The sequence below is a fragment of the Planktotalea sp. genome (genome assembly GCF_018607995.1).
Lineage (GTDB): Bacteria > Pseudomonadota > Alphaproteobacteria > Rhodobacterales > Rhodobacteraceae > Planktotalea.
In genome coordinates this window covers 108107-132706 of sequence record NZ_JABBAL010000030.1, presented here as the reverse complement: position 1 = coordinate 132706, position 24600 = coordinate 108107, and the positions used below count along the sequence as shown (strand labels likewise).

Annotated in this window: 24 protein-coding genes and 1 pseudogene; 12 read left to right on the top strand and 13 right to left on the bottom strand. The window is 52.8% G+C overall.

Features of this window, described 5'->3' with window-relative positions; all coding sequences use genetic code 11:
- Window positions 1-50: 50 nt before the first annotated feature.
- From QZ280_RS11885 to QZ280_RS11865, 5 genes are all read right to left on the bottom strand, one after another.
- The gene (locus tag QZ280_RS11885; protein WP_293444512.1) at window positions 51-1277 is read right to left on the bottom strand and encodes a multidrug effflux MFS transporter; all 1227 of its coding nucleotides are present in this window, start codon (window positions 1275-1277) and stop codon (window positions 51-53) included.
- Window positions 1274-1918 carry a DsbA family oxidoreductase gene (locus QZ280_RS11880; protein WP_293444510.1) on the bottom strand — a complete coding sequence of 215 codons (645 nt, stop codon included), beginning with the start codon at window positions 1916-1918 and terminating at the stop codon, window positions 1274-1276. The genes QZ280_RS11885 and QZ280_RS11880 overlap by 4 nt, the downstream gene beginning before the upstream one ends.
- Window positions 1911-3416: a class I adenylate-forming enzyme family protein gene (locus QZ280_RS11875; protein WP_293444508.1), complete on the bottom strand. Its 1506-nt coding sequence runs from the start codon at window positions 3414-3416 to the stop codon at window positions 1911-1913. The genes QZ280_RS11880 and QZ280_RS11875 overlap by 8 nt, the downstream gene beginning before the upstream one ends.
- A gap of 79 nt (window positions 3417-3495) precedes the next feature.
- A complete protein-coding gene (locus QZ280_RS11870) occupies window positions 3496-3741 on the bottom strand; it encodes a hypothetical protein (RefSeq protein WP_293444506.1) in 246 nt (81 codons plus the stop codon).
- 93 nt (window positions 3742-3834) lie between these two features.
- Entirely contained in the window at window positions 3835-5655 is a 1821-nt protein-coding gene (locus tag QZ280_RS11865; RefSeq protein ID WP_293444504.1) for an extracellular solute-binding protein, read from the bottom strand.
- A gap of 330 nt (window positions 5656-5985) precedes the next feature.
- Between QZ280_RS11865 and QZ280_RS11860 the strand changes: the two genes are divergently transcribed.
- Window positions 5986-6759: a 3-hydroxybutyrate dehydrogenase gene (locus QZ280_RS11860; RefSeq protein WP_293444502.1), complete on the top strand. Its 774-nt coding sequence runs from the start codon at window positions 5986-5988 to the stop codon at window positions 6757-6759.
- Window positions 6760-6861: 102 nt separating this feature from the next.
- On the opposite strand, the gene QZ280_RS11855 is transcribed toward QZ280_RS11860, so the two are convergent.
- The 5 genes from QZ280_RS11855 to QZ280_RS11835 all read right to left on the bottom strand — a co-directional run bounded on the left by QZ280_RS11855 (window position 6862) and on the right by QZ280_RS11835 (window position 11175).
- Complete coding sequence (locus QZ280_RS11855) at window positions 6862-8166, bottom strand: branched-chain amino acid ABC transporter permease (RefSeq protein WP_293444500.1); 1305 nt, start codon at window positions 8164-8166, stop codon at window positions 6862-6864.
- Complete coding sequence (locus QZ280_RS11850) at window positions 8163-9173, bottom strand: branched-chain amino acid ABC transporter permease (protein ID WP_293445174.1); 1011 nt, start codon at window positions 9171-9173, stop codon at window positions 8163-8165. The genes QZ280_RS11855 and QZ280_RS11850 overlap by 4 nt, the downstream gene beginning before the upstream one ends.
- On the bottom strand, window positions 9173-9598 hold the full coding sequence (locus QZ280_RS11845) for a hypothetical protein (protein WP_293444498.1): 426 nt from the start codon (window positions 9596-9598) through the stop codon (window positions 9173-9175). Before QZ280_RS11845 ends, QZ280_RS11850 begins: the two co-directional genes overlap by 1 nt.
- Before the next feature lie 2 nt (window positions 9599-9600).
- Window positions 9601-10314 (bottom strand): ABC transporter ATP-binding protein, encoded by a 714-nt coding sequence (locus QZ280_RS11840; RefSeq protein ID WP_293444496.1) that lies wholly within the window; start codon window positions 10312-10314, stop codon window positions 9601-9603.
- An 84-nt stretch (window positions 10315-10398) separates the two neighbouring features.
- Window positions 10399-11175 carry an ABC transporter ATP-binding protein gene (locus QZ280_RS11835; protein WP_293444494.1) on the bottom strand — a complete coding sequence of 259 codons (777 nt, stop codon included), beginning with the start codon at window positions 11173-11175 and terminating at the stop codon, window positions 10399-10401.
- Between the two features lie 364 nt (window positions 11176-11539).
- On the opposite strand from QZ280_RS11835, the pseudogene QZ280_RS11830 reads away from it, so the two are divergent.
- Window positions 11540-12478: pseudogene (locus QZ280_RS11830) on the top strand (PQQ-dependent sugar dehydrogenase).
- Window positions 12479-12547: 69 nt separating this feature from the next.
- Here QZ280_RS11830 and QZ280_RS11825 read toward each other — a convergent pair.
- The gene (locus tag QZ280_RS11825) at window positions 12548-13552 is read right to left on the bottom strand and encodes a GlxA family transcriptional regulator (RefSeq protein WP_293444492.1); all 1005 of its coding nucleotides are present in this window, start codon (window positions 13550-13552) and stop codon (window positions 12548-12550) included.
- 203 nt (window positions 13553-13755) lie between these two features.
- Between QZ280_RS11825 and QZ280_RS11820 the strand changes: the two genes are divergently transcribed.
- The gene (locus QZ280_RS11820) at window positions 13756-15123 is read left to right on the top strand and encodes a class II 3-deoxy-7-phosphoheptulonate synthase (protein ID WP_293444490.1); all 1368 of its coding nucleotides are present in this window, start codon (window positions 13756-13758) and stop codon (window positions 15121-15123) included.
- Window positions 15124-15190: 67 nt separating this feature from the next.
- Here the strand turns inward: QZ280_RS11820 and QZ280_RS11815 are convergent, their stop codons facing one another.
- Together QZ280_RS11815 and QZ280_RS11810 are read right to left on the bottom strand one after the other, a co-directional pair.
- Window positions 15191-15487 (bottom strand): hypothetical protein, encoded by a 297-nt coding sequence (locus QZ280_RS11815; protein ID WP_293444488.1) that lies wholly within the window; start codon window positions 15485-15487, stop codon window positions 15191-15193.
- On the bottom strand, window positions 15484-15807 hold the full coding sequence (locus QZ280_RS11810; RefSeq protein WP_293445172.1) for a PAS domain-containing protein: 324 nt from the start codon (window positions 15805-15807) through the stop codon (window positions 15484-15486). The genes QZ280_RS11815 and QZ280_RS11810 overlap by 4 nt, the downstream gene beginning before the upstream one ends.
- 391 nt (window positions 15808-16198) lie before the next feature.
- Here QZ280_RS11810 and QZ280_RS11805 point away from each other — a divergent pair, with 391 nt between their 5' ends.
- The 9 genes from QZ280_RS11805 (at window position 16199) to phoU (ending at window position 24598) form a co-directional block, all read left to right on the top strand.
- Window positions 16199-17089: a YicC/YloC family endoribonuclease gene (locus QZ280_RS11805; protein ID WP_293444486.1), complete on the top strand. Its 891-nt coding sequence runs from the start codon at window positions 16199-16201 to the stop codon at window positions 17087-17089.
- Between the two features lie 6 nt (window positions 17090-17095).
- Entirely contained in the window at window positions 17096-17740 is a 645-nt protein-coding gene (gene gmk / locus QZ280_RS11800) for a guanylate kinase (protein WP_293444484.1), read from the top strand.
- Window positions 17737-18258, top strand: coding sequence for a gamma carbonic anhydrase family protein (locus QZ280_RS11795; protein WP_293444482.1), 522 nt, complete (start codon window positions 17737-17739; stop codon window positions 18256-18258). Before gmk ends, QZ280_RS11795 begins: the two co-directional genes overlap by 4 nt.
- Window positions 18259-18373: 115 nt before the next feature.
- Window positions 18374-19342, top strand: a complete 969-nt coding sequence (locus QZ280_RS11790) for an ATP-binding protein (protein WP_293444480.1) — start codon at window positions 18374-18376, stop codon at window positions 19340-19342.
- A 121-nt stretch (window positions 19343-19463) separates the two neighbouring features.
- A complete protein-coding gene (locus QZ280_RS11785) occupies window positions 19464-20501 on the top strand; it encodes a substrate-binding domain-containing protein (RefSeq protein WP_293444478.1) in 1038 nt (345 codons plus the stop codon).
- Window positions 20502-20559: 58 nt separating this feature from the next.
- A complete protein-coding gene (gene pstC, locus QZ280_RS11780) occupies window positions 20560-21768 on the top strand; it encodes a phosphate ABC transporter permease subunit PstC (RefSeq protein WP_293444476.1) in 1209 nt (402 codons plus the stop codon).
- Window positions 21765-23090: a phosphate ABC transporter permease PstA gene (pstA, locus tag QZ280_RS11775; protein WP_293444474.1), complete on the top strand. Its 1326-nt coding sequence runs from the start codon at window positions 21765-21767 to the stop codon at window positions 23088-23090. Before pstC ends, pstA begins: the two co-directional genes overlap by 4 nt.
- Before the next feature lie 25 nt (window positions 23091-23115).
- Window positions 23116-23877, top strand: coding sequence for a phosphate ABC transporter ATP-binding protein PstB (gene pstB, locus QZ280_RS11770; protein ID WP_293445170.1), 762 nt, complete (start codon window positions 23116-23118; stop codon window positions 23875-23877).
- Window positions 23878-23881: 4 nt separating this feature from the next.
- Window positions 23882-24598 (top strand): phosphate signaling complex protein PhoU, encoded by a 717-nt coding sequence (gene phoU / locus QZ280_RS11765; protein WP_293444472.1) that lies wholly within the window; start codon window positions 23882-23884, stop codon window positions 24596-24598.
- Window positions 24599-24600 lie beyond the last annotated feature (2 nt).

Here is a 24600-nt window from a genome sequence, read left to right as displayed (position 1 = left end):
TGATCGTTTGGCGTTGCATGTCCGAGTTAGGTTAACGGTGAAATGACATTTCAAACTTCGCGCCCTGTGCGTCGCTCATAGTTGCGCAACCAAAGCATCATGAGCGTTGCAATGGCGCAAAAAACAACGCTAGATGCAGCCAAAGGCACGGGCGTACCCGCAAACATCAAACCCACTGGAATACACACGAGCGTTCCAAATAGCGTGGCAGTCCCGCTGATAAAAGACGCGGCCATGCCTGCGATATGTCCCAACGGTTCCATTGCGAGCGCGTTGAGATTGCCCAATGTGAGGCCCGCCAGAAAAAAGACCGAGGTTTGCCAAATCATAAACAGCACAAAATACGTTTGATCGCTGGGTGGCCACGTACTGAGCAAGAGCATGATCCCAGAAAGGATGATCTGTACAGCGAAACTGGTGGTGATGACGTTTCGCATCCCTAAGCGCAAAACGATGTTTGCGTTTAATAGCGAAGCCATTCCCGCAAGAAGAGAGATTACCCCGAACCAATAAGGAAAACTATCCGCGCGTCCGAATGTGACGTCATATGTTGGATGGACCGTCGACAACATACCGAACAAAAGCGCAAGCATCATCGACTGACAAATGATCGACACACGTGCTCTGCGGTAAGACATCAGTTCTTTTACCGAAGCCAAAAGCGCTTTGACGTTGATCTCACGGCGGTTTTCAGGGGCTAGTGTTTCTGGCAGGCGAATGCCCATCCAAAGCATTGTCAACACCGAAAAACACATGAAGGCCACGAAAATTCCGCGCCAATCGGAGATATAGATCAGACCTGCGCCGATCAGGGGGCCGATGGCGGGGACCAATGTGAAAACCATCATTACAAACGACATGATCCGCGCCATTTCACGACCCGAATAGAGATCACGGATCACCGCGATAGATACGATGCGCGGGCCCGCTGCCCCTAAGCCTTGCAACATGCGCGAGGCCAACAGAATTTCCAGCGACGCCGCGCGCCATGCGATGAACGCACCAATGCAATAAAACACGGCGCCAAACAGCATCATTGCGCGTCGCCCATAACGATCCGACAGTGGACCTACGAAAAACGTCCCAACCCCCATGCCCAGCACGAAACTGGTGAGAACCAGTTGCACTTTGTTGGGATCACTCGGGCTTAGCTCTGCCGCGATTTCGGGCAATCCGGGCAGCATGGAATCAATAGAAAACGCGACCGTGGCAGAGAGCATCGCGGCGAAGGCAATGAACTCCATCGTTCCCATGCGCATCGCGACGGGTGCGTTCATTCCTCGGCTTCGATCTGAGACTTGATATCGGTGATCACGCTGCGCCAGACTTCAACTGATTGCGCGCCAGGCACCGCGTGCTGACCTGCGATAATGAAGGTGGGCACCGAATTCACACCCATTTTGCGAAAGCCGGCGTCCTTTTCACGAATGCCCTCAAGGTCTTCATCCGTAGCCAGCAAACGTTGCACGAGGGCTGCGTCCATCCCGCATGTGTCTGCGAGATCGGCCAGAACTTCCACCTCGCCAATGTCGCGACCTTCTTTGAAATAGGCGCGAAACAACGCGGACATTACCATGGATTGACGCTGCTCAATGCCCGCCCAATGGATCAGGCGATGCGCGTTCAATGTGTTTGGCGTGCGTTTGATCGCCCCGAGATCAAGCTCCAAACCGACATCGCGTGCGTGCTGATCGATCTGGCCATAAACCTTCACGGCTTGCTCTTTGCCACCAAACTTGCCCTCAAGGTAGGCACGGCGATCCATGCCCTCGAGCGGCATGTCCGGGTTCAATTGAAACGGATGCCATTCGATCTCAAAGGGATGCTCCGGCTCTGCTTCCAGTGCGCGGTCCAGCAACGTTTTGCCAATATAGCACCACGGGCAAATTGGATCGGAAATAATATCAAGCTTAACCATAAAGAGCCTCAATCTGAGCGCGCAGCACACGGCGCAACAGCTTGCCATTGGCGCTGCTAGGAAGGGTGTCGCATTGGTGGTAAATTCTGGGCTGTTTGTAACGCGCCAATCGCGTGGAGGCCAGAGCCTCGAACGTGCTTTTGTGCACAGTGTTTTGGGCCGTATAGCACAGTGCAATCACCTGTGCGCCGGATTGGACCGTTGTCTCAATCGCAGCGCACTCAATGAGGCCGTCGATCTTTGCAAATGCAGTCTCAATCTCAATGGGTGAGACGCGAAAGCCGCTCGCGTTCAACATATCGTCGCTGCGTCCTTCATAGGAAATAGCACCGTTTGCGTCACACCGTCCTAGATCACCCGTCAAAAACCAATCGCCTTGAAAGCGTTCATTGGTCGCATCGGGGGCATTAAGGTAACCAAGCATGAGACCTGGATCAGAGTGGTGTACGGCGATGGTGCCCAAGTCGTCCGTCGCCGCCTCTTTACCATCGTCTTGGATCACCGCAACCCGCCGTCCGGTTTGGGCATGACCGAGGGTGGATGTGGGGGCAGGCCGCGTCGGGCTAGAGGAAATAAAGGTGGAGCATTCGGACATGCCAAACGCCTCATAAACTTGTGTTCCAGTGGCGCGCTGCCACTCCGCGTGCAGCGTTTCTGCCATTTTCTCACCCGCACTCAGCGCATGTCGCAGTTTCGGCATCGCAGGCATATCCGTGCGCACAAGTTTGCGAAAAATACCGGGTGCAGCAGCAAAAAGCGTGGCGTTTTGCTGGGCGAGCAAAGCAGGCAGTGCCTCTGGCGTTGTGCCATCCTGTGGGATCAAAGCGGTTGCACCAACACTCCACGGATCCATCAATCCCGTGCCAAGCGTAAACGTCCAATTGAACGCGCCTGCGTGCAACAATCGATCCTCAGCGTTTAAATCGTACCAATCGCATTGCATCATTTTACGCGCCCAGATTGCGCGGTGGGCATGTTGAACTGCATGTGGTGCTGCGGATGTGCCGGAGGTGAACACCACATAGCCAGGATGTTCAGGATCGCCCATATGCCAAGGGGCTGGTGGCAGCGTGTACATCGCTTGAAGGTCTTCGAGTGTTATGGAGCGTGCCTTTGACGTGGGCGCTGAAACTTTGAGGTCTTGCAGGATGGCAGCGGGTGCAATCTGTGCCGCCATCTTGGTTATCTCGTGATCGGTTAAGGCGGCAGACGTCGGTACTGCGACCATGCCCGCGGCGATGATTCCAAGGTAAGCGATTGGAAAGTCTGGCGTATTGCCCAGACGCAGCATCACCATGTCTTGCGGTTTCAAGCCCGCGTTTAGCAAACCCGTTGCAACGCCGCGTACTGCGTTAGTTAGCTGCGCGTAGCTCCACGTCTGCGGATCACTTCCAAGCACTTCCAGCGCAGATTTGTCAGGCGTCGCGAGTCCTGCGTCCAACACATATTGCGCTAGATTAAAAGGTGTCGGGCAGGGCGGATGGATCGCATCAGACATAGCCCCCATCGGTATCCCAGCGATTGGCGGCTATCAAGAGCGCGGGTAATGGACATCCTTATGCGGAGATGTCGCCGCATTAGCTGCCGCGCCATGGGATCGAAAATCTGCACGCTTCGCGTGCAAGCGATTGAAGGTCGATCAAATTCTCCAACTCTTCTCGCGCTTCTGGTTCGGTCAAATCAAGTGTCTGCGCAATGACGCGACTAATCTTCGTCGGTTCATCCTTGAGAGGATCAAGCATCTGCGCGCTTACATGTGGAAAGCGGCGCGCAAGTGCTTGCAAGTTTTCAGACCAGTTCTCGGTAAGTTTCGTCCATGCCACAACGTTCACTCCTAAGTTACGTCACGAGCAGTCTGCGCAAGAAACCCTTTTTATTCGTTACTTTGTAAAAATAACTATGAGCGCAGAGCGGTATTACCCCTCTTCCCACCACCAGACTTCTGGCAAAAATCCAAGCCAGTCGCCATATATTGGCAAGGTCTCAGAATACTTCAACTCTTTCGCATGAGCGACATTGCTAAAGGGCCATTGATAGAGCGGGATAAAGTATCGCTCCGACATCAAAATTCGGTCCAATGCGCGTGTGGCAGAGATGAAATCCTCTTGTGAACGTGCACCGAGGATCTGCTCGATCATAGCTTCTGCGGCAGGGACATTCATACCCATCCAGTTGCGCCGACCAGGGTTCTCCACGCCTTCGTTACCCCAATAGAGATACTGTTCATTGCCGGGGCTAAGGGACAGACCAATGCGATAATAGGTCATGTCGAAATCGTAATTAGCGGTGCGTTCTGTGTATTGCGCATCATCGGTGGTGGAGATTTTGGCGTCGACGCCCAAACGCTCAAGCGCGTTGATATAGATGTCCATGATTGCTTGGTTCTCTTGCCCGCCTTGGCGCAACAGTACCTCAAAGCTAAGTTGATTGCCATCCGCGCCAATCATCTTGCCGTCCTGAACACTATAACCCGCGTCCGTGAGTAGCTTCATTGCTGTGCGAATATTCTTGCGATTACGGGCGGAACCATCGGAGATGGGCAGCTTGTAGCCCTCAAGGGCTTCGGGGCGTAATTGGTCTTTGTAAGGTTCAAGAAGCTTGGCGACTTTGCCTTTGACTAACCCTGCGCGCAGCCCCAAGACGGAGTTGGAGAAATAGGATGTAATGCGTGGTTGACGCCCACCCGTGAGGGTGTCGTTGATGAATTCAAAGTTGAACGCATGGATCATCGCGTCGCGTACACGCCAATCATGAAAAGGGGTTTTGCGGGTGTTCATCACAAATCCGGTCATACCTGTGGGGCGCTTGTGCGGTATCGAGGATTTGATCACATCGCCATTTTGCACCGCAGGAAAGTTATACTGAGTTTCCCATTTTTCGGCATTGTTTTCGCGCCGCATGCTCAGCTCACCGGCTTTGAAGGCCTCAAAGAGAACCGCGCTGTCGCCGTAATATTCCATCTTAATTTCATCAAGGTTCATCGTGCCGCGTCTGAACGGCACATTTTTGCCCCAATAGTCAGGGTTGCGGCGCAAAGTAACGGAGCGGCCCGCATCCACCTCCGCGATCACATATGGTGAGGACGAAATCGGGATGTCGTCCAAGGTGGACGAGGCAAAGTCTTTACCATCCCATTGTGCTTTCTTCAGGATAGGGCGCAGACCTGCGATCAGGGCGAGCTCGCGGTTGTCCTCATTAAAGGTGATCCGCACAGCGCGTGGGCCGGTGGCTTCAATCGTTTCGATTTTCGACCAAAGCCCGCGATAACGTGGATGACCAACCGTGCCGAGGGTTTCATAGGACCAAATCACATCTTCGGTCGTGACTGGGGTTCCGTCAGAGAACTTGGCTCCCTGGCGCAGGGTGAATTCCACCCATTCGCGATTCGGGCCTGTTTCAATCGATTCAGCCAAAAGTCCGTAAAGCGAGAAAGGTTCGCCGTACGATCTGCCCATTAAACTTTCATAAGCCAATGATCTGAGCTGCCACGGAACAGAGCCTTTTCGGATGTGTGGATTAAGCGAATCGAAACCGCCAACTTCGCCAAAACTGATCTTGCCGCCTTTGGGCGCATCAGGGTTCGCATAAGGGAGCGACACAAAATCCTGTGGCAGGGCTGGATCACCATACATAGCTATGCCATGCGCAGGCTCTGCCGCAAGTTGGGCAGGCAAGGTGCAAAGCGTTAAGATATAAGCGACTGAACGCAACTGCTGCGCGAAAAACATTGATCTCATTTGGTAAACAACCCTTTAAATGCTTAGCCTGTGGGTAAAAACCATAACGGGGCTTTGGGTATGTATCAAACTTTTTGCTTGGAGTGCTGCAACTTAAGGCCTATAAACGCACCACTGCTCGATAGGTTTCTTGCCTGTATGAAACCTGCCTCAATAACTTAACCCCAGCTTCGTGCTGGGGTTTTTTTTGGCCATATCGATCCCTGTTTGATCCGTTCACTTTGTTGCATGTGCGCGTAAAAAGTGTGGTTTCACCCCTTATTTTGCGGGCGCAGCATGGTATGGGGTCCTCCAAGCGCGAGGTATGAAATTGTTAAGGAAAGATCTGTAATGACACTGAGAGGAAAAACCGCTGTGATCACTGGGTCCAACTCGGGAATCGGTTTGGGAATCGCCCAAGAGATGGCCAAGGCTGGCGCGAACGTTGTGCTGAATTCATTTACGGATCGCGACGATGATCATGCGATTGCGGTAGAGATCGCAAAAACTCACGGGGTTGAAGCGCGCTACATTCAAGCGGATATGTCAAAAGGCGATCAATGTCGCGCCCTCATTGAGAAAGCAGGTGTCTGCGATATTCTGATCAACAACGCGGGCATTCAGCATGTTGCGCCGATTGATGATTTTCCGGTGGAAAAATGGGATGCGATCATTGCGATCAATATGTCCTCAGCCTTTCACACGACAGCGGCCGCATTACCGTTAATGCGAAAGGCTGGCTGGGGCAGGGTAATCAATATCGCCTCGGCACATGGCTTGACCGCCTCACCGTTTAAATCCGCTTATATCGCTGCGAAACATGGTGTGGTCGGCATGACCAAGTCGGTTGCGCTTGAAACTGCGCAGGAACCGATCACTGCGAACGCCATTTGTCCGGGTTATGTTCTGACACCTTTGGTGGAGGAGCAGATCCCGGACACAATGCGCGAATATGATATGTCACGTGAAGATGTGATTAAGAACGTGATGCTGAAGCGTCAGCCATCCAAAGAGTTCGCCACGGTTGAGCAAATGGGTGGCACAGCAGTATTCCTTGCTTCTGATGCTGCAGCGCAGATCACAGGGACGACGATTTCTGTTGATGGTGGCTGGACTGCCCTCTGATCGACACGCAATTTTTCTAGAAAAATCGATTCACCTAGAATTGCAAACGCCGTCTCATTTGGGCCGGCGTTTTTGGGTTTAAAGGCAAAATGAAGTTGGACTTTATTTTTCCGGGATCAGGCCACGTGGGCTGAAACGCAGAACAAGTAACAAAACAAGGCCCATCGTTAGCAAGCGCATATGCGCGGCGCTTTCCAGAAGATGCTCTTTGAGCGCGCTGCCCTCAGCCATGCCGGACGTGACAACCCCCATCAGCCAATGACCTAGCGGCTCCACCTGAATCCACAGATACCAAATCAGGAAGCCACCTAAGATCGCACCGATATTGTTGCCGGATCCACCTACGATAACCATCACCCAGACAAGGAATGTAAAGCGCAGCGGTTGATATGTGCCAGGGATCAGCTGGCCATCCAAAGTGGTCATCATCGCTCCTGCGAGACCGCAGATTGCGCTGCCTAGGATGAAAACCTGCAAGTGGCGCGCCGTGACGTCCTTTCCCATCGCTTCCGCTGCGACTTCGTTGTCTCGGATCGCACGTAGCATGCGGCCCCACGGACTGTTGAGCGCCAATTGGAACATGACGAGCAAGATAATCAGCACAGCCGCGAACAAGAGCGAATAGTTGGCCTTGACGAAGAGTGTGGACGCTTCGATCGCGTCCAGTCCGAAGTTATTCGCGCGCTCAACAAAAGCTGGGCTGTTTTGCAGATCCACCTCATAAGGTACGGGTCTCTCAAGCCCTGCTATATTCTTAACGCCACGTGTCAGCCAATCTTCGTTTTTTAGGACCGCAATCACGATCTCCGCAATCCCAAGCGTCGCAATTGCGAGGTAGTCAGAGCGCAAGCCCAGTGCAGTTTTACCAATCAACCAAGCAGCGGCTGCTGCGAGCAGGCCGCCCACTGGCCAGGACATCAAGATCGGCAGGCCAAGCCCGCCTAAGAAGCCTGTGGCAGCTGGGTTTACCTTCTCAATCGCAAGAACAGACGGGTCAAACAGCGCGCGAAATAGGAAGAAACCACCCACCAGTACCGCCAAAAGCGCCAAAGTGCGCGTGCGGCTATGGGGTTTGCGCCTCATGATTAGCGTCGCCAGTAAAATCGTTGCTGCGCCTGTAAGAAGCGCCACAATCACGCCAAGCCCACCTTCACTCCAAGCTTCTGTCACGGGCGCATGTGAGACCAGCACAGCTGCTAATCCGCCAAGCGCGACAAAGCCCATGACGCCCACATTGAACAGACCTGCATAGCCCCATTGCAAGTTAACTCCCAGCGCCATGATCGCCGAGATAAGACACATGTTGAACAGGCCAAGCGCCGTGTTCCAGCTTTCTGTTATGCCTGTGTAGAACAGCAATCCGGCCATAATCGCGAATAAAGCCACGTTTTTTATAGGAAATGTCATACCGCTTTCCCCGAAAACAGGCCCGTGGGCTTGAACAAAAGTACGATCAGCAGGATCACAAAGGAAACCGCGAATTTATAATCGGTGCTCAAAAGTTGAACTAGGCCTGAAGGCTCAAGCTGCTCCGGCATCATATAGACCAGCACCTTTTTCCAGGCATAGGTGATCGTGATTTCCGAGAAAGCGATCACAAACCCGCCAGCAATGGCTCCGATGGGACTGCCGAGCCCACCCACAATGGCGGAAGCAAAGATCGGCAGCAAAAGCTGGAAATAGGTGAAGGGTTTGAAGCTTTTGTCGAGTCCGTATAGCACGCCTGCAGTTGTCGCCAACGCCGCCACCAAGAGCCAAGTGTACATTACCACGCGCTCTGGATTGATGCCCGAAAGCAGCGCAAGATCCTCATTGTCAGAGTAGGCGCGCATCGACTTTCCTGTGCGCGTGCGATTGAGAAACCAGAACAAAAGCGCCACGACAATCACTGCAGTGATGACTGTGATTCCCTGCGAGGTTTTGATAGCCAATCCTTCGCGCAGACCTGTAAACTCTTTGAATTCACGCGCATTAATGATGAAACGCTCGCCGTCAGAAAAGCGCTGCTCGCCCGGTCCAATTGAAAATCGTACGAGCCCGTTCATGATGAACATCACACCCATTGAAACAATCACTAAGATCACTGGTTTGGCTTTTTGGGCGCGGTAAAAACGATAGACAAAGCGATCTGTGAACAAGACTAAAGCCATACATCCAAGGATGCCAAACGGCAGGGCAAGTAAGGCTGTCGGCAAAGGTCCAAGATTGATGCCCGCAGATTGCATCCACCATGTGACGAAAATGGTGAACATCGCGCCCGAGGCCATAGTATCGCCATGCGCAAAGTTGGAGAACCGCAAGATGCCATAGATCAGAGTGACGCCCAAAGCGCCAAGCGCCAATTGGCTGCCATAGGCAATCGCGGGTACGATCACGAAATTTGACAAGGCCACAATTGCATTCAGAAAATCGATCATGAGCACGCTCCAAGATAACTGATTGCCAGGGGTCCGTCAGAATAATGCAACGTGTAACGCGCGTTGCCATTGTTCGCGATGGTTAGTAAATGCCGCGCGTCAAATGTACCGCCAGACAGCGACATCGCCTCGCCAGAGCGCGCGCCAAGTAGAATTGTATCACCGATCTCGCTGATCAGCTCGGCTTGGACGACCATATCCACATCATTCAAGCCGCCTGCACGGCCTTTGAGTTCGAAAGAAAACGTTGTGTTATTGCACGCTTCCGCGTCAAGGCATTCGTTTTCAAACGCGCAAAGCGTCGAAATCTCTGACTGAACAGGCGCGTTTTGCAAAGTGTAGGACCCGTCTTCGTCATTCGCAAAAGCGGGCGAACAGACTGCAAGCGCAATGGCGCTAAAATAAGGGTGAAATCTTCGCATACTCATCCCCCCAAGAAACTTCTGCGTACTTCGGGGTTAGCCAAAAGCGCTTGCCCCGTATCGGTAAACCCATTGGAACCTTGCACCAGAACATACCCTTTGTCTGCAATTTCAAGCGCTTGACGGGCATTTTGCTCGACCATCAGAATGGAAATTCCTGTACGCGCGACTTCGATAATGCGATCAAACAGCTCGTCCATCACAATCGGTGACACGCCTGCAGTTGGCTCATCCAACATCAAAACCTGCGGTTGGGTCATCAATGCGCGCCCGACGGCCACTTGCTGACGCTGCCCACCTGATAATTCACCAGCCGCTTGCAGGCGTTTCTCCTTAAGAATGGGAAACAGATCATAGACCTGCGCCATAGTCTCAGCGAAATCATCGCGCCGGATAAATGCCCCCATCTCAAGGTTTTCTTCCACAGTGAGGGAGGTGAAAATGTTCGAGTTCTGAGGTACAAAGCCCATGCCTTTGCCCACACGCGCTTGCGGCGTCAATTGCGTGATGTCTTCGCCGTTCAACAGCACGGCTCCTTCGCGCAAATTCAACATTCCAAACACGGCCTTCATTGCAGTTGATTTACCGGCCCCGTTTGGGCCTACAATTACGGCAATCTCGCCCTTTTCAACAGCCAAGGTACAGCTGTGCAGGATATCTGCGCCAGTGCCATACCCACCGGTCATGTTCTCGCCAATCAGAAACGGCTCAGTCACGGCTCCAGTCCTTCTTTGGTCCATTAATACCTTTGGGGAGCGCCATAGGCGCGGGGGCAGCGCCCCAAACAAGCAAAGCCAGCGTCACGCGGTTTCCTTGTTTTTCAAGCCCGTGCCCAGATAGGCCTCGATCACCTGTTCATTGACTTTGATCTGCTCAATCGTGCCCTCAGCCAGCTCTTTGCCTTCGGCCATTACGATCACAGGATCACAAAGGCGACCGATGAAATCCATATCATGTTCGATCATGCAAAACGTATAGCCGCGCTCTTGGTTCAGTCGTAAAATCGCATCGCCAATGGTGTTTAATAGGGTGCGGTTCACGCCCGCACCAACTTCGTCCAGAAACACGATCCGCGCGTCGACCATCATTGTGCGACCCAGCTCCAACAGCTTCTTTTGACCGCCAGACAGGTTTCCAGCCTTTTCATCGCTTAGATGCGCAATGGTCAAAAAATCTAGAACCTCATCCGCTTTCGCGGCTAACGCGCGTTCCTCATTCGCGATCCGTTTACGCGAGAACCAAGTGTTCCACAGAGTTTCACCTGTTTGCGCACCGGGCACCATCATCAGGTTCTCGCGACATGTCATGGACGAAAACTCATGCGCTACTTGGAATGTGCGCAACAGGCCTTTGAGAAACAACTCATGCGGGGGTAGATCGGTGATGTCTTCATCGGCCATGAAAACGCGACCTGACGTCGGCGGCAAAACGCCCGCAATGACATTAAACAGCGTGGTTTTGCCAGCTCCATTCGGTCCGACAAGCCCGGTGATTGATCCCTCGGCAATCTCAAGCGTGGCGCCATCAACAGCATGAAAGCCGCCAAAGTGCTTATGCAGGTTTTCAACCCTGATCACATTCGTTCCCCCGTCGTGCCAAAGCGTCTTAACGCGCTTGTCATGATCGCGCCATGTTTGGTGTGCAGCATGTGGCGTCAAATTAGTATTGAAGACTAGGCGGGGTGTTCACAATTGAAAAGCCCTGACGCGAAGCGAGGCAAAGTAAATTGCTTGTGGGGCACTGTTGTCTACATACCTTCGAGATATGTTGGGCGTAGAGATTTGAGGTGGAGACACAAATGACCCTTACTCGCAGAATTTTCTTGCTTGCGGCCCTCGGAACGCCAAGTCTTGCAGACTCTCTGCGCGCGACTATTAGATAGATACGGTGCTAGATGGCTTGGATGCGCCTTAGACTTTTACCTTCACCACAGGTGGCATCTTGATAACAGAGCGCGACGGGAACTTGCTGTGGATCGCAGATGACAAACAGCAACATGATTCTGGTCTGCCCAAGATCGAAGTCGACGGGCAGGGCAGTTTACTCGATCTGCAGATCCTGCGCGATTTTGAGCGCTCGGGTAATATCTTCATGACATACGCCAATGCGCAAGGGCGCTAGTCCGGCACGGCTGTAATGCGTGCGCGTTTTGAGCCGAACGAAGCCGTGTTCAGCGATGTCACTACTAGCTTTGAGATGAGCAAAAGCTTCAGTGGCGGGCGTCATTTTGGATCGCGGCTGGTTGGTGCGCGTGATGGCACGCTGTTCTTTAGCATCAGGGATCACAGCGACCGCGAGCAGGCGCAAAACACGAAGAGTCACAATGGAACTGTTATTCGCATCACCAAGCTCGGTGCCGTCCAAAATGACAATCCTTTCATCGGCAAGCCGGATCAATTGCCTTAAATTTGGTCCTACGGTCACTGCAACCCATAAGACATGACGCTAGATCTAAAGGGCAATCTTTGGGTTAACGAGGACGGTGCGCGTGGTGGCGATGAGGTAAACAAGATCACCAAAGGAGCCAACTACGGCTGGCCAAAAATCGCATATGGTCGTCACTACCGTGGTCGCAAGATTGGCATGGGAACGGAGAACCACGGCACGGAGCAACCGCAATACTTCTGGGACCCCTATATCGCGTCCTCAGGTTATTTAATTTATTCCGGAAAGCAAAACCGCCAATGATGGGGGCATCACTTTGTTGGCAGCTTAAAATTCGACTACATCGCGCGATTGAAAGGTTCTAATCTGCGCGAGGTGGAGCACATCCAATCAGTCGCAACTTCGCGCGTGCGTGATATCCGCGGAACACCTGATGGCAGTATCTGGTTCCTCCCTGTGGGGAATGCGACGCTCAACAGACTAGTACCAAGCTAGCACAATCATTGTGCCATTATACTTTCGCCGCAGGCGAAAATGAATTTTCTTGAAAATTCGCGTCTGTGCTTAAATCGACAGCCTAGCGGCTTGTGATCCACGCTCGCGGTAAGGGGTCGTATTATAATGCGCACGGTAGCACTTTGAGAAATGCGAAGGTGACGCAAACCCGCAGGCCAACGCCACATTGATCACGCTCATATCCGTCTGCATCAGCAGGTTGCGCGCTTTTTGCAGACGCAACTCCATATAATAACGCTTGGGAGAGCGGTTTAGATACCGGCGGAACAAACGTTCCAGCTGACGCGTCGACATGCCCACGTCTTTGGCTAAGATCGACGGGCTTATCGGCTCTTCGATGTTGCTTTCCATCATCTGGATCACGGCGCTGAGCTTTGGATGGCGTACTCCAATGCGCGTCGGCACAGACAAGCGCTGTGTGTCCTGATCCGTCCGAATAGAGGAGTAAATCAGCTGATCTGCGACTGCATTAGCCAATTCTTCACCATGCTCGTCTGCGATCAATTTCAACATCAAATCAATAGAAGAGGTGCCACCCGCAGTGGTCAAACGGTTGCCGTCGACCACGAAAACCGATTTCGTCAACTCGACTTCATCAAACTCTTCCAGAAAACTGTCCTGATTTTCCCAATGGATCGTGGCGCGTTTGCCGTCAAGCATTCCAGCTTTTGCCAAGCTATAAGATGCTGTGCAAAGCCCGCCAAACACCAAGCCTCGACGCGCTTCGCGACGTAGCCAATTCAGCAGCTTCTTGGTGGTAGCAAACTGAATGTTCATACCCCCGCATAAAAGCACTGTGTCATCACGCTGCATTTCGCTCAGGTCTGTGTCGAGTTTGAATTCTGTCCCAGCTGAACAAGAGACGGTCTCGCCGCCTTCGCCCACAAGCGTCCACGAATAGAGTTCTTTACCCGCGAGACGGTTCGCAATGCGCAAGCTTTCTAGTGCCGCCGAAAAGCACAGCAACGTAAAATCGTTTAATAGAACAAAGACAAAGCGACGGGGTTTGTTGGTTTCTGTCTCCACGTTTATCTTGACGTTGTCTGAAGTCATTTCGGTTGATCCTGGATCGCGTCTTAGCGCTTGTATGTCGAAGGCATACCCCAATGAACCTGGTTCATAGATTGGAGGCCAAATTCACCTTGAGCTCATCATATCAACAACGTCAAGAACACCTTTGCGAAAAGCCACTAGCCTTAGCGCTAACAGCGTCCTATATATCGTTGTTGGACATATTATTTCTCAGGAGAAGACAGATGAGCGAATGGCAAAAAACGGACTGGCGTAATAAGCCACGGGTCCAAATGCCGGAGTATACTGATGCGGTGGCAATGGCCTCTGTTGAAGGTTCCCTCGCTGCTTATCCACCACTGGTCTTTGCTGGCGAAGTGCGCAAACTCAAATCCCAGCTTGGCGCCGCCGCGCGCGGTGAAGCGTTCTTACTGCAAGGCGGTGATTGCGCAGAGAGCTTTGAGCAATTCAGCGCAGACGGTATTCGCGACACGTTCAAAGTCATGCTGCAAATGGCCATGGTCCTTACATACGGTGCGAAAGTTCCCGTGGTCAAAGTTGGTCGCATGGCGGGTCAATTCGCCAAGCCACGTTCCGCCAACACAGAGACGATTGATGGTGTAGAGCTGCCAAGCTACCGTGGCGACATTATCAACGAGCTAGCCTTCACCCCCGAAGCACGCATTCCTGACCCTAAGAAAATGCTGCAAGCTTACACACAGGCCGCCGCAACGCTGAACCTGTTGCGTGCGTTTTCAACAGGTGGCTATGCCGATGTTCATCAAGTGCATGCATGGACGCTTGGCTTCACTCATGGTGAGCAAGCCGCCGAGTACCGTGAAATGGCTAACCGCATTGGTGACACTCTTGATTTCATGCGCGCAGCTGGGCTTGATAGCACGCAAGAGCCGAATTTGCAGACTGTGGATTTCTACACATCCCATGAATCATTGCTGCTAGAGTATGAAGAGGCGTTATGCCGTCTTGATAGCACATCCGGCAAATGGCTTGCAGGCTCGGGTCATATGATCTGGATCGGCGATCGCACCCGTCAGCCTGACGGTGCGCATGTTGAATTTGCGCGTGGCGTGCAAAACCCGATTGGTTTGAAGTGTGGTCCAACAACCACGGCGGATGATCTCAAAGTTCTGATGAACAAACTCAACCCTGAGAACGAGCAGGGCCGCTTGACGCTGATCGCGCGCTTTGGCGCGGGCAATGTTGGTGAGCATCTTCCCCGTTTGGTGAAAGCCGTGCGCGAAGAAGGCGCCGAAGTGCTTTGGACCTGTGATCCGATGCATGGCAACACTATCAAATCCGCCTCCGGCTATAAAACGCGCCCGTTTGAGAGTGTGCTGCGCGAAGTGCGTGATTTCTTCGGTGTGCACGCGGCTGAGGGAACAGTACCCGGCGGTGTTCACTTCGAGATGACAGGCCAAGACGTGACAGAATGCACAGGCGGCGTTCGTGCGGTCAGTGATGAGGATCTATCTGATCGTTATCACACAGCCTGCGATCCGCGCCTCAACGCGAGCCAGTCGTTGGAACTGGCCTTCCTTGTTGCAGAAGAGCTCTCTGCGCGTCGCAGCGCGGTTCAAGCGAAAGCTGTTTAAAAGCGAGTTATTAACGAAAAAATGCCCCGTATCTGCGGGGCGTTTGTGTTTACCATATCGCGATCGCTCATTCGTTCGAGACGATCAGCCGCAAACCTCCATGCGACACCTCAGGTGGCTTTTCACTCTGACGTTTTGATTTGAAAATTGGCGTATTTTCCGAGAACGAATAGGTCTCTGTCAACTGTTCACGTTGCATCGCCGTCGAATAGAGCGGCTCAACCTGCGTTGGTTGCGGCGCATCGCCTATGACATCTGTGGGGCGGATCGATGAGACCTTGAATCGTCTCGGCGATTTTCCGACGCCACCTTTGATATCCAAGCATCCGACGATGCGAGCGATGTTCCCATCCGTATCACTCATCGGCAAAAGCAGTAGTCGCGCACGCACTCTTCTGCGTGAAAATCCGCAGCGCCGTTCAATTCAAGAACTACCATCGCAGGGCTAGCGAACAAATCGCGCGTGGCCTCTGCAACGCTGTCGCGGGCTGTCGGCTCGAACAAGGCCGTTAAAGGCATGCCGCGTACGTCCATACCAAGCGTATCATTCAAAATAGCCCCTGCAACGCGAATACGCGCAACGCTTGCCGCGACCTTCTCGGCCACAAATATGGATGCCAACGAATTTTCAATGGCGCGCGGATCAAACTCGCTGCGCGCAGGCATCTGACGCGCGCCGCGCAGCTCTTGTCAATATTGCAGCAACTCAGCGCAGGCAGTGAAGTCCTCGCTTCCTTGCGCCCAACTTCCGTGATCCAGATGCACGACATTGTCCGGAGTGGATCGTAGGGGAAGCGTGGGCCTATCAATCATTACGCAGTCTGCCTTTTTTGGGTCAAAGGATCGTCGCCACAGCTTATCGCGAGGCAGCGTCGCCCTTGGTTAAAGATACCTCAATGGAGCTTACAATTCTGTTAATAGATCAACTCTGGCTCAAAATTTAACGAATTCTATAGTTGTGGTTAACGCACGCAGCGCTGGAGGGTTGATAAAAGCACCGCAAAACTTGCGTGTTCGGGGTGCAATTGGCATATGGGACCATGACTTGATTGATGCAATGATAAGGGACTGTCCTATGCTGACCTCGATGACAGGCTTCGCCGCGCGCACAGGAAGTGCTGATGGCTTCACGTGGAGCTGGGAGTTGCGATCCGTCAATGGCAAGGGCTTTGATCTGCGCTTTCGCATGCCAGATTGGCTGGCGGTGCTTGAGGCGGATCTGCGCAAGCAAGTAGGCGCGATCGTCACCCGGGGCTCTGTGTCGTTGAACCTGCGCATCGCGCGCGAGGCTGGGGAAAATTCTGTCGAAATTAATCCCGACGCGCTGAACCGTGTGCTGGATGCGATTGGGCAAATAGAAGAACGGGCAGGGGCTACGGGCGTGAATCTAACGCCTGCAAGCGCCAGCGATGTGATGAATTTTCGTGGCGTTATGGATGTTCCTCAGAACCGTGATGCGAGCGTAGAGCTGCTAGATTCCTTACGGTCTGACATTGCGCCATTGTTAAGCAGCTTCAATGAGATGCGCACCGCTGAAGGTGCATCCTTGCATGGCGTCCTAAGCCGCCAATTGGATGAGGTCGAAACCCTCACCAACGACGCGCGAGCGCTACTGGCAGATCGCACCGACGACATGCGCAGCAATTTCGAGGCGGCTATTGCGCGTGTTATGGGCAGTCGCGCAGAGATGGATGAAGCGCGTTTGGCACAAGAGATAGCAGTGCTTGCAGTGAAATCAGACGTCACCGAAGAGATTGACCGCCTGCACGCTCATATTGCTGCGGCACGCGATCTTGTGTCCAGCGGAGTTCCGTCGGGACGCAAATTGGACTTTCTCTGTCAAGAGTTTAACCGCGAATCCAATACACTTTGCTCAAAGGCGCAAAATGCTAAGCTCACGGAAATTGGACTGGCGTTGAAAGTGCTGATCGATCAAATGCGCGAACAAGTTCAGAATGTGGAGTAAGTGAAGATGGGTATAGAACGTCGAGGCCTTTTGATCATTCTGTCTTCGCCTTCTGGTGCGGGCAAATCAACGCTCGCCGGGCGATTGCGCAGATGGGATGACCACGTGCGTTTTTCTGTCTCCGCCACAACCCGCGCGCCGCGCGAGGGCGAAGTTGATGGGCTAGATTATAATTTCACCGATGAATCCGCGTTTAAAGCAGCAGTCATAGACGGCGAGATGCTGGAACACGCGCATGTGTTCGGCAATTTCTACGGTTCTCCCAAAGGCCCTGTCGAGGCGGCAATCAATGCTGGCCAAGACGTGCTCTTTGATATTGACTGGCAAGGCGCCCAGCAAATTCGTAACTCTGCGCTTGGGCAAAACACACTGTCGATCTTCCTGCTGCCGCCATCAATCACTGAATTGCACCGCCGCCTGGTCAGCCGCGCGAAAGACAGTGACGACGTGATTGAGCGCCGCATGTCGAAAAGCTGGGACGAAATTTCACATTGGGACGGCTATGATTTTGTGTTGATCAACGATGATCTCGATCAGACCGAAGAACAGTTGAAAATCATCATCACCGCCACACGCTTGCGCCGCTCCCAGCAGCCCGATCTCACAGAACATGTGCGTGCGCTGCAAAGCCAATTTGAGGATATATCATGACCCTTTACGCACTTGGTGAGGACGCACCATCCATACACGCAGACACATGGATTGCGGACGATGCCAATGTCATCGGGCAGGTGGTGATGGAGCAAGGTAGCTCTGTTTGGTTTGGGGCAACCATTCGTGCGGATCACGAAATTATTCACATTGGCGCGGGCACAAATGTGCAAGAGAACACGATCATGCACATTGATCGCGGTTATCCTTTAACGATTGGCGCCGGCTGCACGGTTGGGCACAAAGTCATGTTGCATGGGTGCACGATTGGTCAGAATTCCTTGATCGGTATGGGGGCAACCGTGTTGAACGGCGCGGTTATTGGTGACAATTGCCTGATCGGCGCCGGCGCGTTGATCACCGAAGGTAAAGTGATCCCTGATGGGTCGCTCGTGATGGGGGCCCCCGGCAAAGTGGTGCGCCAGCTCGATGGGGCTGCGATTGAAGGTCTCAAAGCGTCGGCGCTGCATTACCAAGATAACATGCGCCACTTTCGAGATGCTCTGAGAGCGATTTAGGTGATGCATTTATGTTTGGCGGAACAGATCTTTCGCAGCGGAGCGGTGATTTAGCAGAATGGACCAAGTCCAGATCAAAGCTTGGATAGATGCGCTTGGAATACCTGCGCTTTTCGTGGCAGACGATACGCGAATTATTGCCGCGAATAATTTAGCTATTTCTGTTTATAATGTAAACGTTGTGGGTCTTATCTACAGTGCTGCATTAAGGCAGCCAGCGGCGATTCGAGCGACCCATGCCTGTTTGGAGCATCATAAGATTCAAACCGCGCGCATCCATCATACCGAGAACGGCACCGATACGGCTTTTGATCTTCGCTGTGCCTATATTGATAAGGGTCTGACAGGGGTCTTGATCACACTAAAGGACCGTACCGAAGAAGATAAAAACACCCAACTCCATCGCGATTTTGTAGCCAACGTCAGTCATGAGTTGCGCACGCCTCTAACTGCAATCAGCGGCTTTATTGAAACGCTGCAAGGCTCTGCAAAGAAAGACGAAAAAGTGCTTGATCGGTTTCTCGGCATGATGGCTGGGCAAAGCGCGCGGATGGATCGTTTGGTATCGGACCTGCTAACGCTCAGCCGTATCGATGCGCAAGAACGACAAAGGCCGGGTGATAGTGTTGATTTGCGCGATTTACTCGCGAAGGTTGTTGACGGCTACACCTCTTCAAAAATTACTATCACGACCGAATTTCTTGCCAAAGAACACTTAGTGCTTGGAGATGCGGATCAACTGCATCAGGTTTTTGCCAACTTGATTGAAAACGCCATAAAGTATGGGGCGACAGGGGGGATGATAACCGTCAAATCAGAGGATATCGTAATGGATCGCCGCTTACGTGCCCGCTCTATTGGCGTCTCTGTTTGCGATACAGGGGAGGGCATTGCCCCGCTGCATCTGCCGCGTTTAACGGAACGATTTTATAGAATCGATGACCATCGCAGCCACGACAAAGGTGGAACAGGGCTAGGGTTGGCAATCGCAAAGCACATTGTTGCGCGACATCGTGGACGATTGAGTATCAGTAGCATTGTCTCGCAAGGCTCTGAATTTAAAGTTATTCTTCCAATTAATTAAAGCCTTTTCACAGATGATTTGAATATTTCTCTGGGGGTCATGAAACTGTTACATTGGTGGTGCAAAACCAAGGCGGGACAGGTCGAAAACGGACCTGAAACTTTGCAAATTGGAGATACAGATGTATATCGCAAAGACCAGTCTTTCTGCCCTTATAATCAGCACCGTGGCGAGCGTCGCAAGTGCCCGTGATCAGGTTCAAATCGCAGGTTCATCAACTGTTTTACCGTATGCCTCCATCGTAGCTGAAGCTTTCGGCGAAAATTTTGATTTTCCAACACCTGTTGTTGAATCCGGTGGCTCTTCCGCAGGTTTGAAGCGGTTTTGCGAAGGTCTGGGTGAAAACACGATCGATATCGCCAACGCGTCACGTCAGATCAAAGAGAGCGAGCTTAAAGTATGCGCGAAGAATGATGTCACAGACATCATCGAAGTGCGGATCGGTTATGATGGGATCGTCTTTGCATCCGAAAAGGGCGGCAACAAATTTGCGTACACGCAAAGCGATTGGTTCCTCGCGCTCAGCGATGAAGTCCTTGTGGACGGCAAGATGGTCGCGAATCCAAACAAGACTTGGGCGGACGTGAATGCAGACATGCCGGCACAGCTATTGCAGGCGTTTATTCCTGGCACAAAGCACGGCACACGCGAAGTGTTCGAGGACAAAGTGATCCTAGCAGGCTGCGAGGCTACGGGCGCATTTGACGTTCTTAAAGAGGCGAATGGCGGCGACAAGAAGGCGGCTGAGAAGGCGTGTATTTCTTTGCGCACAGATGGCGTGTCAGTGGATATCGACGGCGACTACACAGAGACCCTTGCTCGTATTGAGAGCACCAAAGATGGCATCGGGGTCTTCGGTCTGGCGTTTTATGAAAACAACACTGACAAGCTGCAAGTCGCGACAATGGCGGATATCGAGCCTACGGTTGAGAGTATCTCAAAGGGTGAATATCCTGTGTCGCGTCCTTTGTTCTTTTATATTAAGAAAGCGCATATCGGCGTAATCCCAGGCTTGAAAGACTTCGCAGAGTTCTTCGTGCTTGACGAGATTGCCGGCGAAGACGGTCCATTGGCAGAATACGGTCTTGTGGCGGATCCAGAACTGGAAATAACGCAAGAGACGATTGCGAATGAAACAACAATCGCAGACATGATGTAAATCATTCTGGTGCGGGCGAACTATTTGCCCGCGCCAATTTCACTAGACCGGAGGCACTATGTCCGTGTTTTGGCTCACACTTGCCGTGTTTTTAATCGCTCTTCTCGGCACCTTTGCAGGGTATCGTCGGGCCTTTTCCGTTGTGGCTGGGGATGTGCGCAAACTGCATTCTTTGCCAAAGTATTACGGCAGTTTCGTTGGCTTCACCGTCTTAATCCCATCGCTTCTCATGCTGATTCTGTGGCTTGTGGTGCCACCGTTAGAGCAGGTCAGCACACAGTTCCGCATGTTCCTTGTCCTGGGACTCGCGGTGCTTTTGATGGTCCTCGCAATCAGCCGCATCACACCCGATTTTCGCGCTCGCAACGCGGTTGAACTGGTCGTTCTTGGCTTGCTCATTGCAGCTGCCTCGCTCGCGATCTTGACCACCATAGGAATCGTTCTGTCGATGTTGTTCGAGACACGGAATTTCTTCGGGCTGTATTCTTGGAAAGACTTTTTCTTTGGCCTCAAATGGGCCCCGAACTTTCGCGGCGACAGCGAATTGTCGATCCTGCCGCTGCTTTGGGGCACAATCTATATCTCTTTGATCGCCTTGCTGGTGTCCGTACCCATTGGCCTTTTCGCGGCGATCTATCTCAGTGAATACGCAGGCCCTAAAACACGTGGGGTCGCAAAACCGCTGCTCGAAATCCTCGCGGGCATTCCAACAATCGTTTACGGATTATTCGCGCTGCTCACAGTAGGTCCATTGCTGCTCAGAACCTTTGGCAGCGGAGGTTTGTTGGGCGTGGACTGGATGACAGGCGCTACGGCTGTGCTGACGGCGGGGCTGGTTATGGGCATCATGTTGATCCCTTTCGTGTCGTCACTCAGCGATGATATCATCAACGCGGTGCCGCAAGCGATGCGCGATGGCTCTCTCGGGCTTGGCGCGACCAAATCAGAAACTATCCGCCAAGTCGTGATCCCAGCTGCCTTGCCCGGTATTATCGGTGCGATCCTGCTCGCTGCGTCGCGCGCAATTGGTGAGACGATGATCGTCGTGCTTGGGGCGGGGGCGCTTGCGAAGTTTTCGCTTGATCCGCTTGAGGCGATGACAACGATCACCACCCGCATCGTCAGCCAGCTGACCGGCGACGGTGATTTTGCCAGCCCCGAAACCCTTGTTGCCTTCGCACTTGGCCTCACGCTGTTCGTGCTGACTTTGGGTTTGAACGTCATCGCGCTCTACATTGTGCGCACCTACCGGGAGCAATATGAATGAGTAACACTCTGAACAATTCTCTTTTGACCCTCGATGCGCGCACCAAGAAACGCAATGCGGCTGAGACCCGCTTTCGTGTTTATGGGATCGCCGCGATTGGTGCCGGTCTGGCGATGCTTATCTTGTTACTGCTGACGATTTTCGGCAACGGGCTTGGTGCGTTTCAACAAACGTTTGTGACGCTGAACGTCCCGTTGCTCGAGGAAAAGCTCGATAAAAATAGCACGCGCAATCTGGAAAAGATTAAGAAAGTGTCGACTTTTGGCTATGCGCCACTACTCAAGCAAGCAATGGAAGACACGCTCGCAGAGAATGGGATCGAGACGGACCTAAAGAGCAAAAAGCAAGCCGCGCTATTGTCGAAAAGTGCCGCCGCACAGCTGCGCAACTATGTGCTTGCGAATCCGGATATGATTGGTGCGACGGTGGAGTTCACCTTCCTCGCCAATGCGCGCGTTGATGGCTATCTGAAGGACCGCGTCACCCGTGAGAGCATTGCGGATGACAAGAACATCAATGCGGCACAGCTTGATCTGGTGGATGCGCTTCTTGCGGCTGAGGTGATCGAGCAACGTTTTAATCTGAGTTTTATCACGGGTGCGGATGCGTCTGATCAACGCCCCGAAGCTGCTGGCATGGGCGTGTCGATGTTGGGCAGTTTCTTTATGATGTTGGTTGTGCTCGCGTTGGCCTTGCCGATTGGTGTTGCCGCTTCGATCTACCTTGAAGAATTCGCGCCGAAGAACTGGATCACAGACATTATAGAGGTGAATATCTCTAACCTCGCGGCTGTGCCGTCGATTGTCTTTGGTATCTTGGGCCTCGCGGTTTTCATCAATTCGATGCACTTGCCGCAATCGGCACCGCTTGTCGGTGGTTTGGTACTAACGTTGATGACCTTGCCGACGATCATCATCTCAACGCGCGCTTCTCTGAAATCCGTGCCCCCCAGCATTCGCGATGCGGCACTGGGGGTTGGCGCGTCCAAAATGCAATCGGTGTTCCATCATGTGTTGCCGCTTGCCGCACCAGGTATTCTCACCGGCACAATCATCGGCCTCGCGCAGGCCTTGGGCGAAACAGCGCCGCTGCTGTTGATCGGGATGATTGGCTTTATCGCTTCCAACGCGCCGGATTCTGTGGCTAGCGGATTTCTTGATCCAAACTCCGCCATGCCTGCGCAAATCTATGAATGGGCGAAACGTGCGGACCCCGCATTTTATGAACGTGCGTGGGGTGGAATCATCATCCTGCTTGTCTTCCTGATCACAATGAACACCATCGCCGTCATCCTGCGCCGCCGCTTTGAGCGCCGCTGGTAGGGACCGAGACATGAAAGATAGATTAATGGATACAATCAAGATTTCCGCCAAAGACGTGCAGGTCTATTACGCCGACAATCACGCGATCAAAGACGTGAATGTCGAGATTGAGGACAAAACAGTCACAGCCTTCATTGGGCCGTCTGGCTGCGGTAAATCCACATTTCTGCGCTGCTTGAACCGGATGAATGACACGATTGATATCTGCCGTGTCGAGGGCGATATTTTGATTGACGGCGAAGACATTTATGATCGTCGCGTTGATCCTGTGCAATTGCGCGCCAAGGTTGGCATGGTCTTTCAAAAGCCCAATCCATTCCCGAAATCAATCTATGACAACGTCGCATACGGCCCGCGTATCCACGGTCTAGCGCGTGCAAAATCTGATTTGGACGAAATCGTGGAAATGTCGCTCCGTAAAGCTGCGATCTGGGATGAGGTAAAGGACCGCCTTGACGCACCGGGCACGGGGCTTTCTGGTGGGCAACAACAGCGATTGTGCATCGCGCGTGCTGTGGCCACTGCGCCCGAAGTGCTGTTGATGGATGAGCCTTGTTCGGCGCTCGATCCTATTGCCACTGCACAAGTCGAAGAGCTGATCGACGAGCTGCGCCAGAACTTTGCGGTGGTGATTGTCACCCATTCCATGCAGCAAGCCGCACGTGTCAGTCAAAAAACGGCGTTCTTTCACCTTGGAAACTTGGTCGAATACGGCGATACCAACCAGATCTTCACCAAACCCAGCGATCCGCGTACGGAAAGCTATATCACTGGACGGATTGGATAAAGCGATGAGCAACCTTCATATTTCTTCCGCGTTTGATCGCGATCTCGAAGCGATCCAAGCGCAGATCATGACAATGGGAGGTATGGTCGAAGCCGCCATCATTGACGCCGCCAGATCGCTTGAAACACGCGATATTGAATTGGCCGAACAGGTGCGCAACGGCGACAAGGCAATCGATGCGCTGGAGCTGGAAATCAATGAAAAGGCTGCGCGCGTCATTGCGCTGCGTGCGCCCACGGCGATTGACCTGCGTCTGATCCTGTCGGTGATCAAGATCAGCGCTGCCCTTGAACGTATCGGCGATTACGCGAAAAATATGGCCAAACGCACCTCGGTTCTGGACGATCTACCAGAGGTGACGGGCGCGCATACATCACTGCGCCGCATGGCGCGTGAGGTGCAAGGGATGCTGAAAAACGTGCTTGACGCCTATGTGCAGCGCAACGCGGATCTCGCCATGGCCGTCATCTCGCAGGATGAAGACGTCGATCAGATGTACAATGCGCAGTTTCGCACATTCCTTACCTTTATGATGGAAGACCCGCGCAACATTACCCCTTGTATGCACCTGCACTTCATTGCCAAAAATACGGAACGCATGGGGGATTTGGTGACAAATATCGCAGAACAAGTGGTCTATCTCGTGACAGGCGGCGCGCCGGAAGAAGCACGCCAAAAGGGTGACTTGTCTTCAACCGACAGCTCTATTTCCAAGGTCTGATC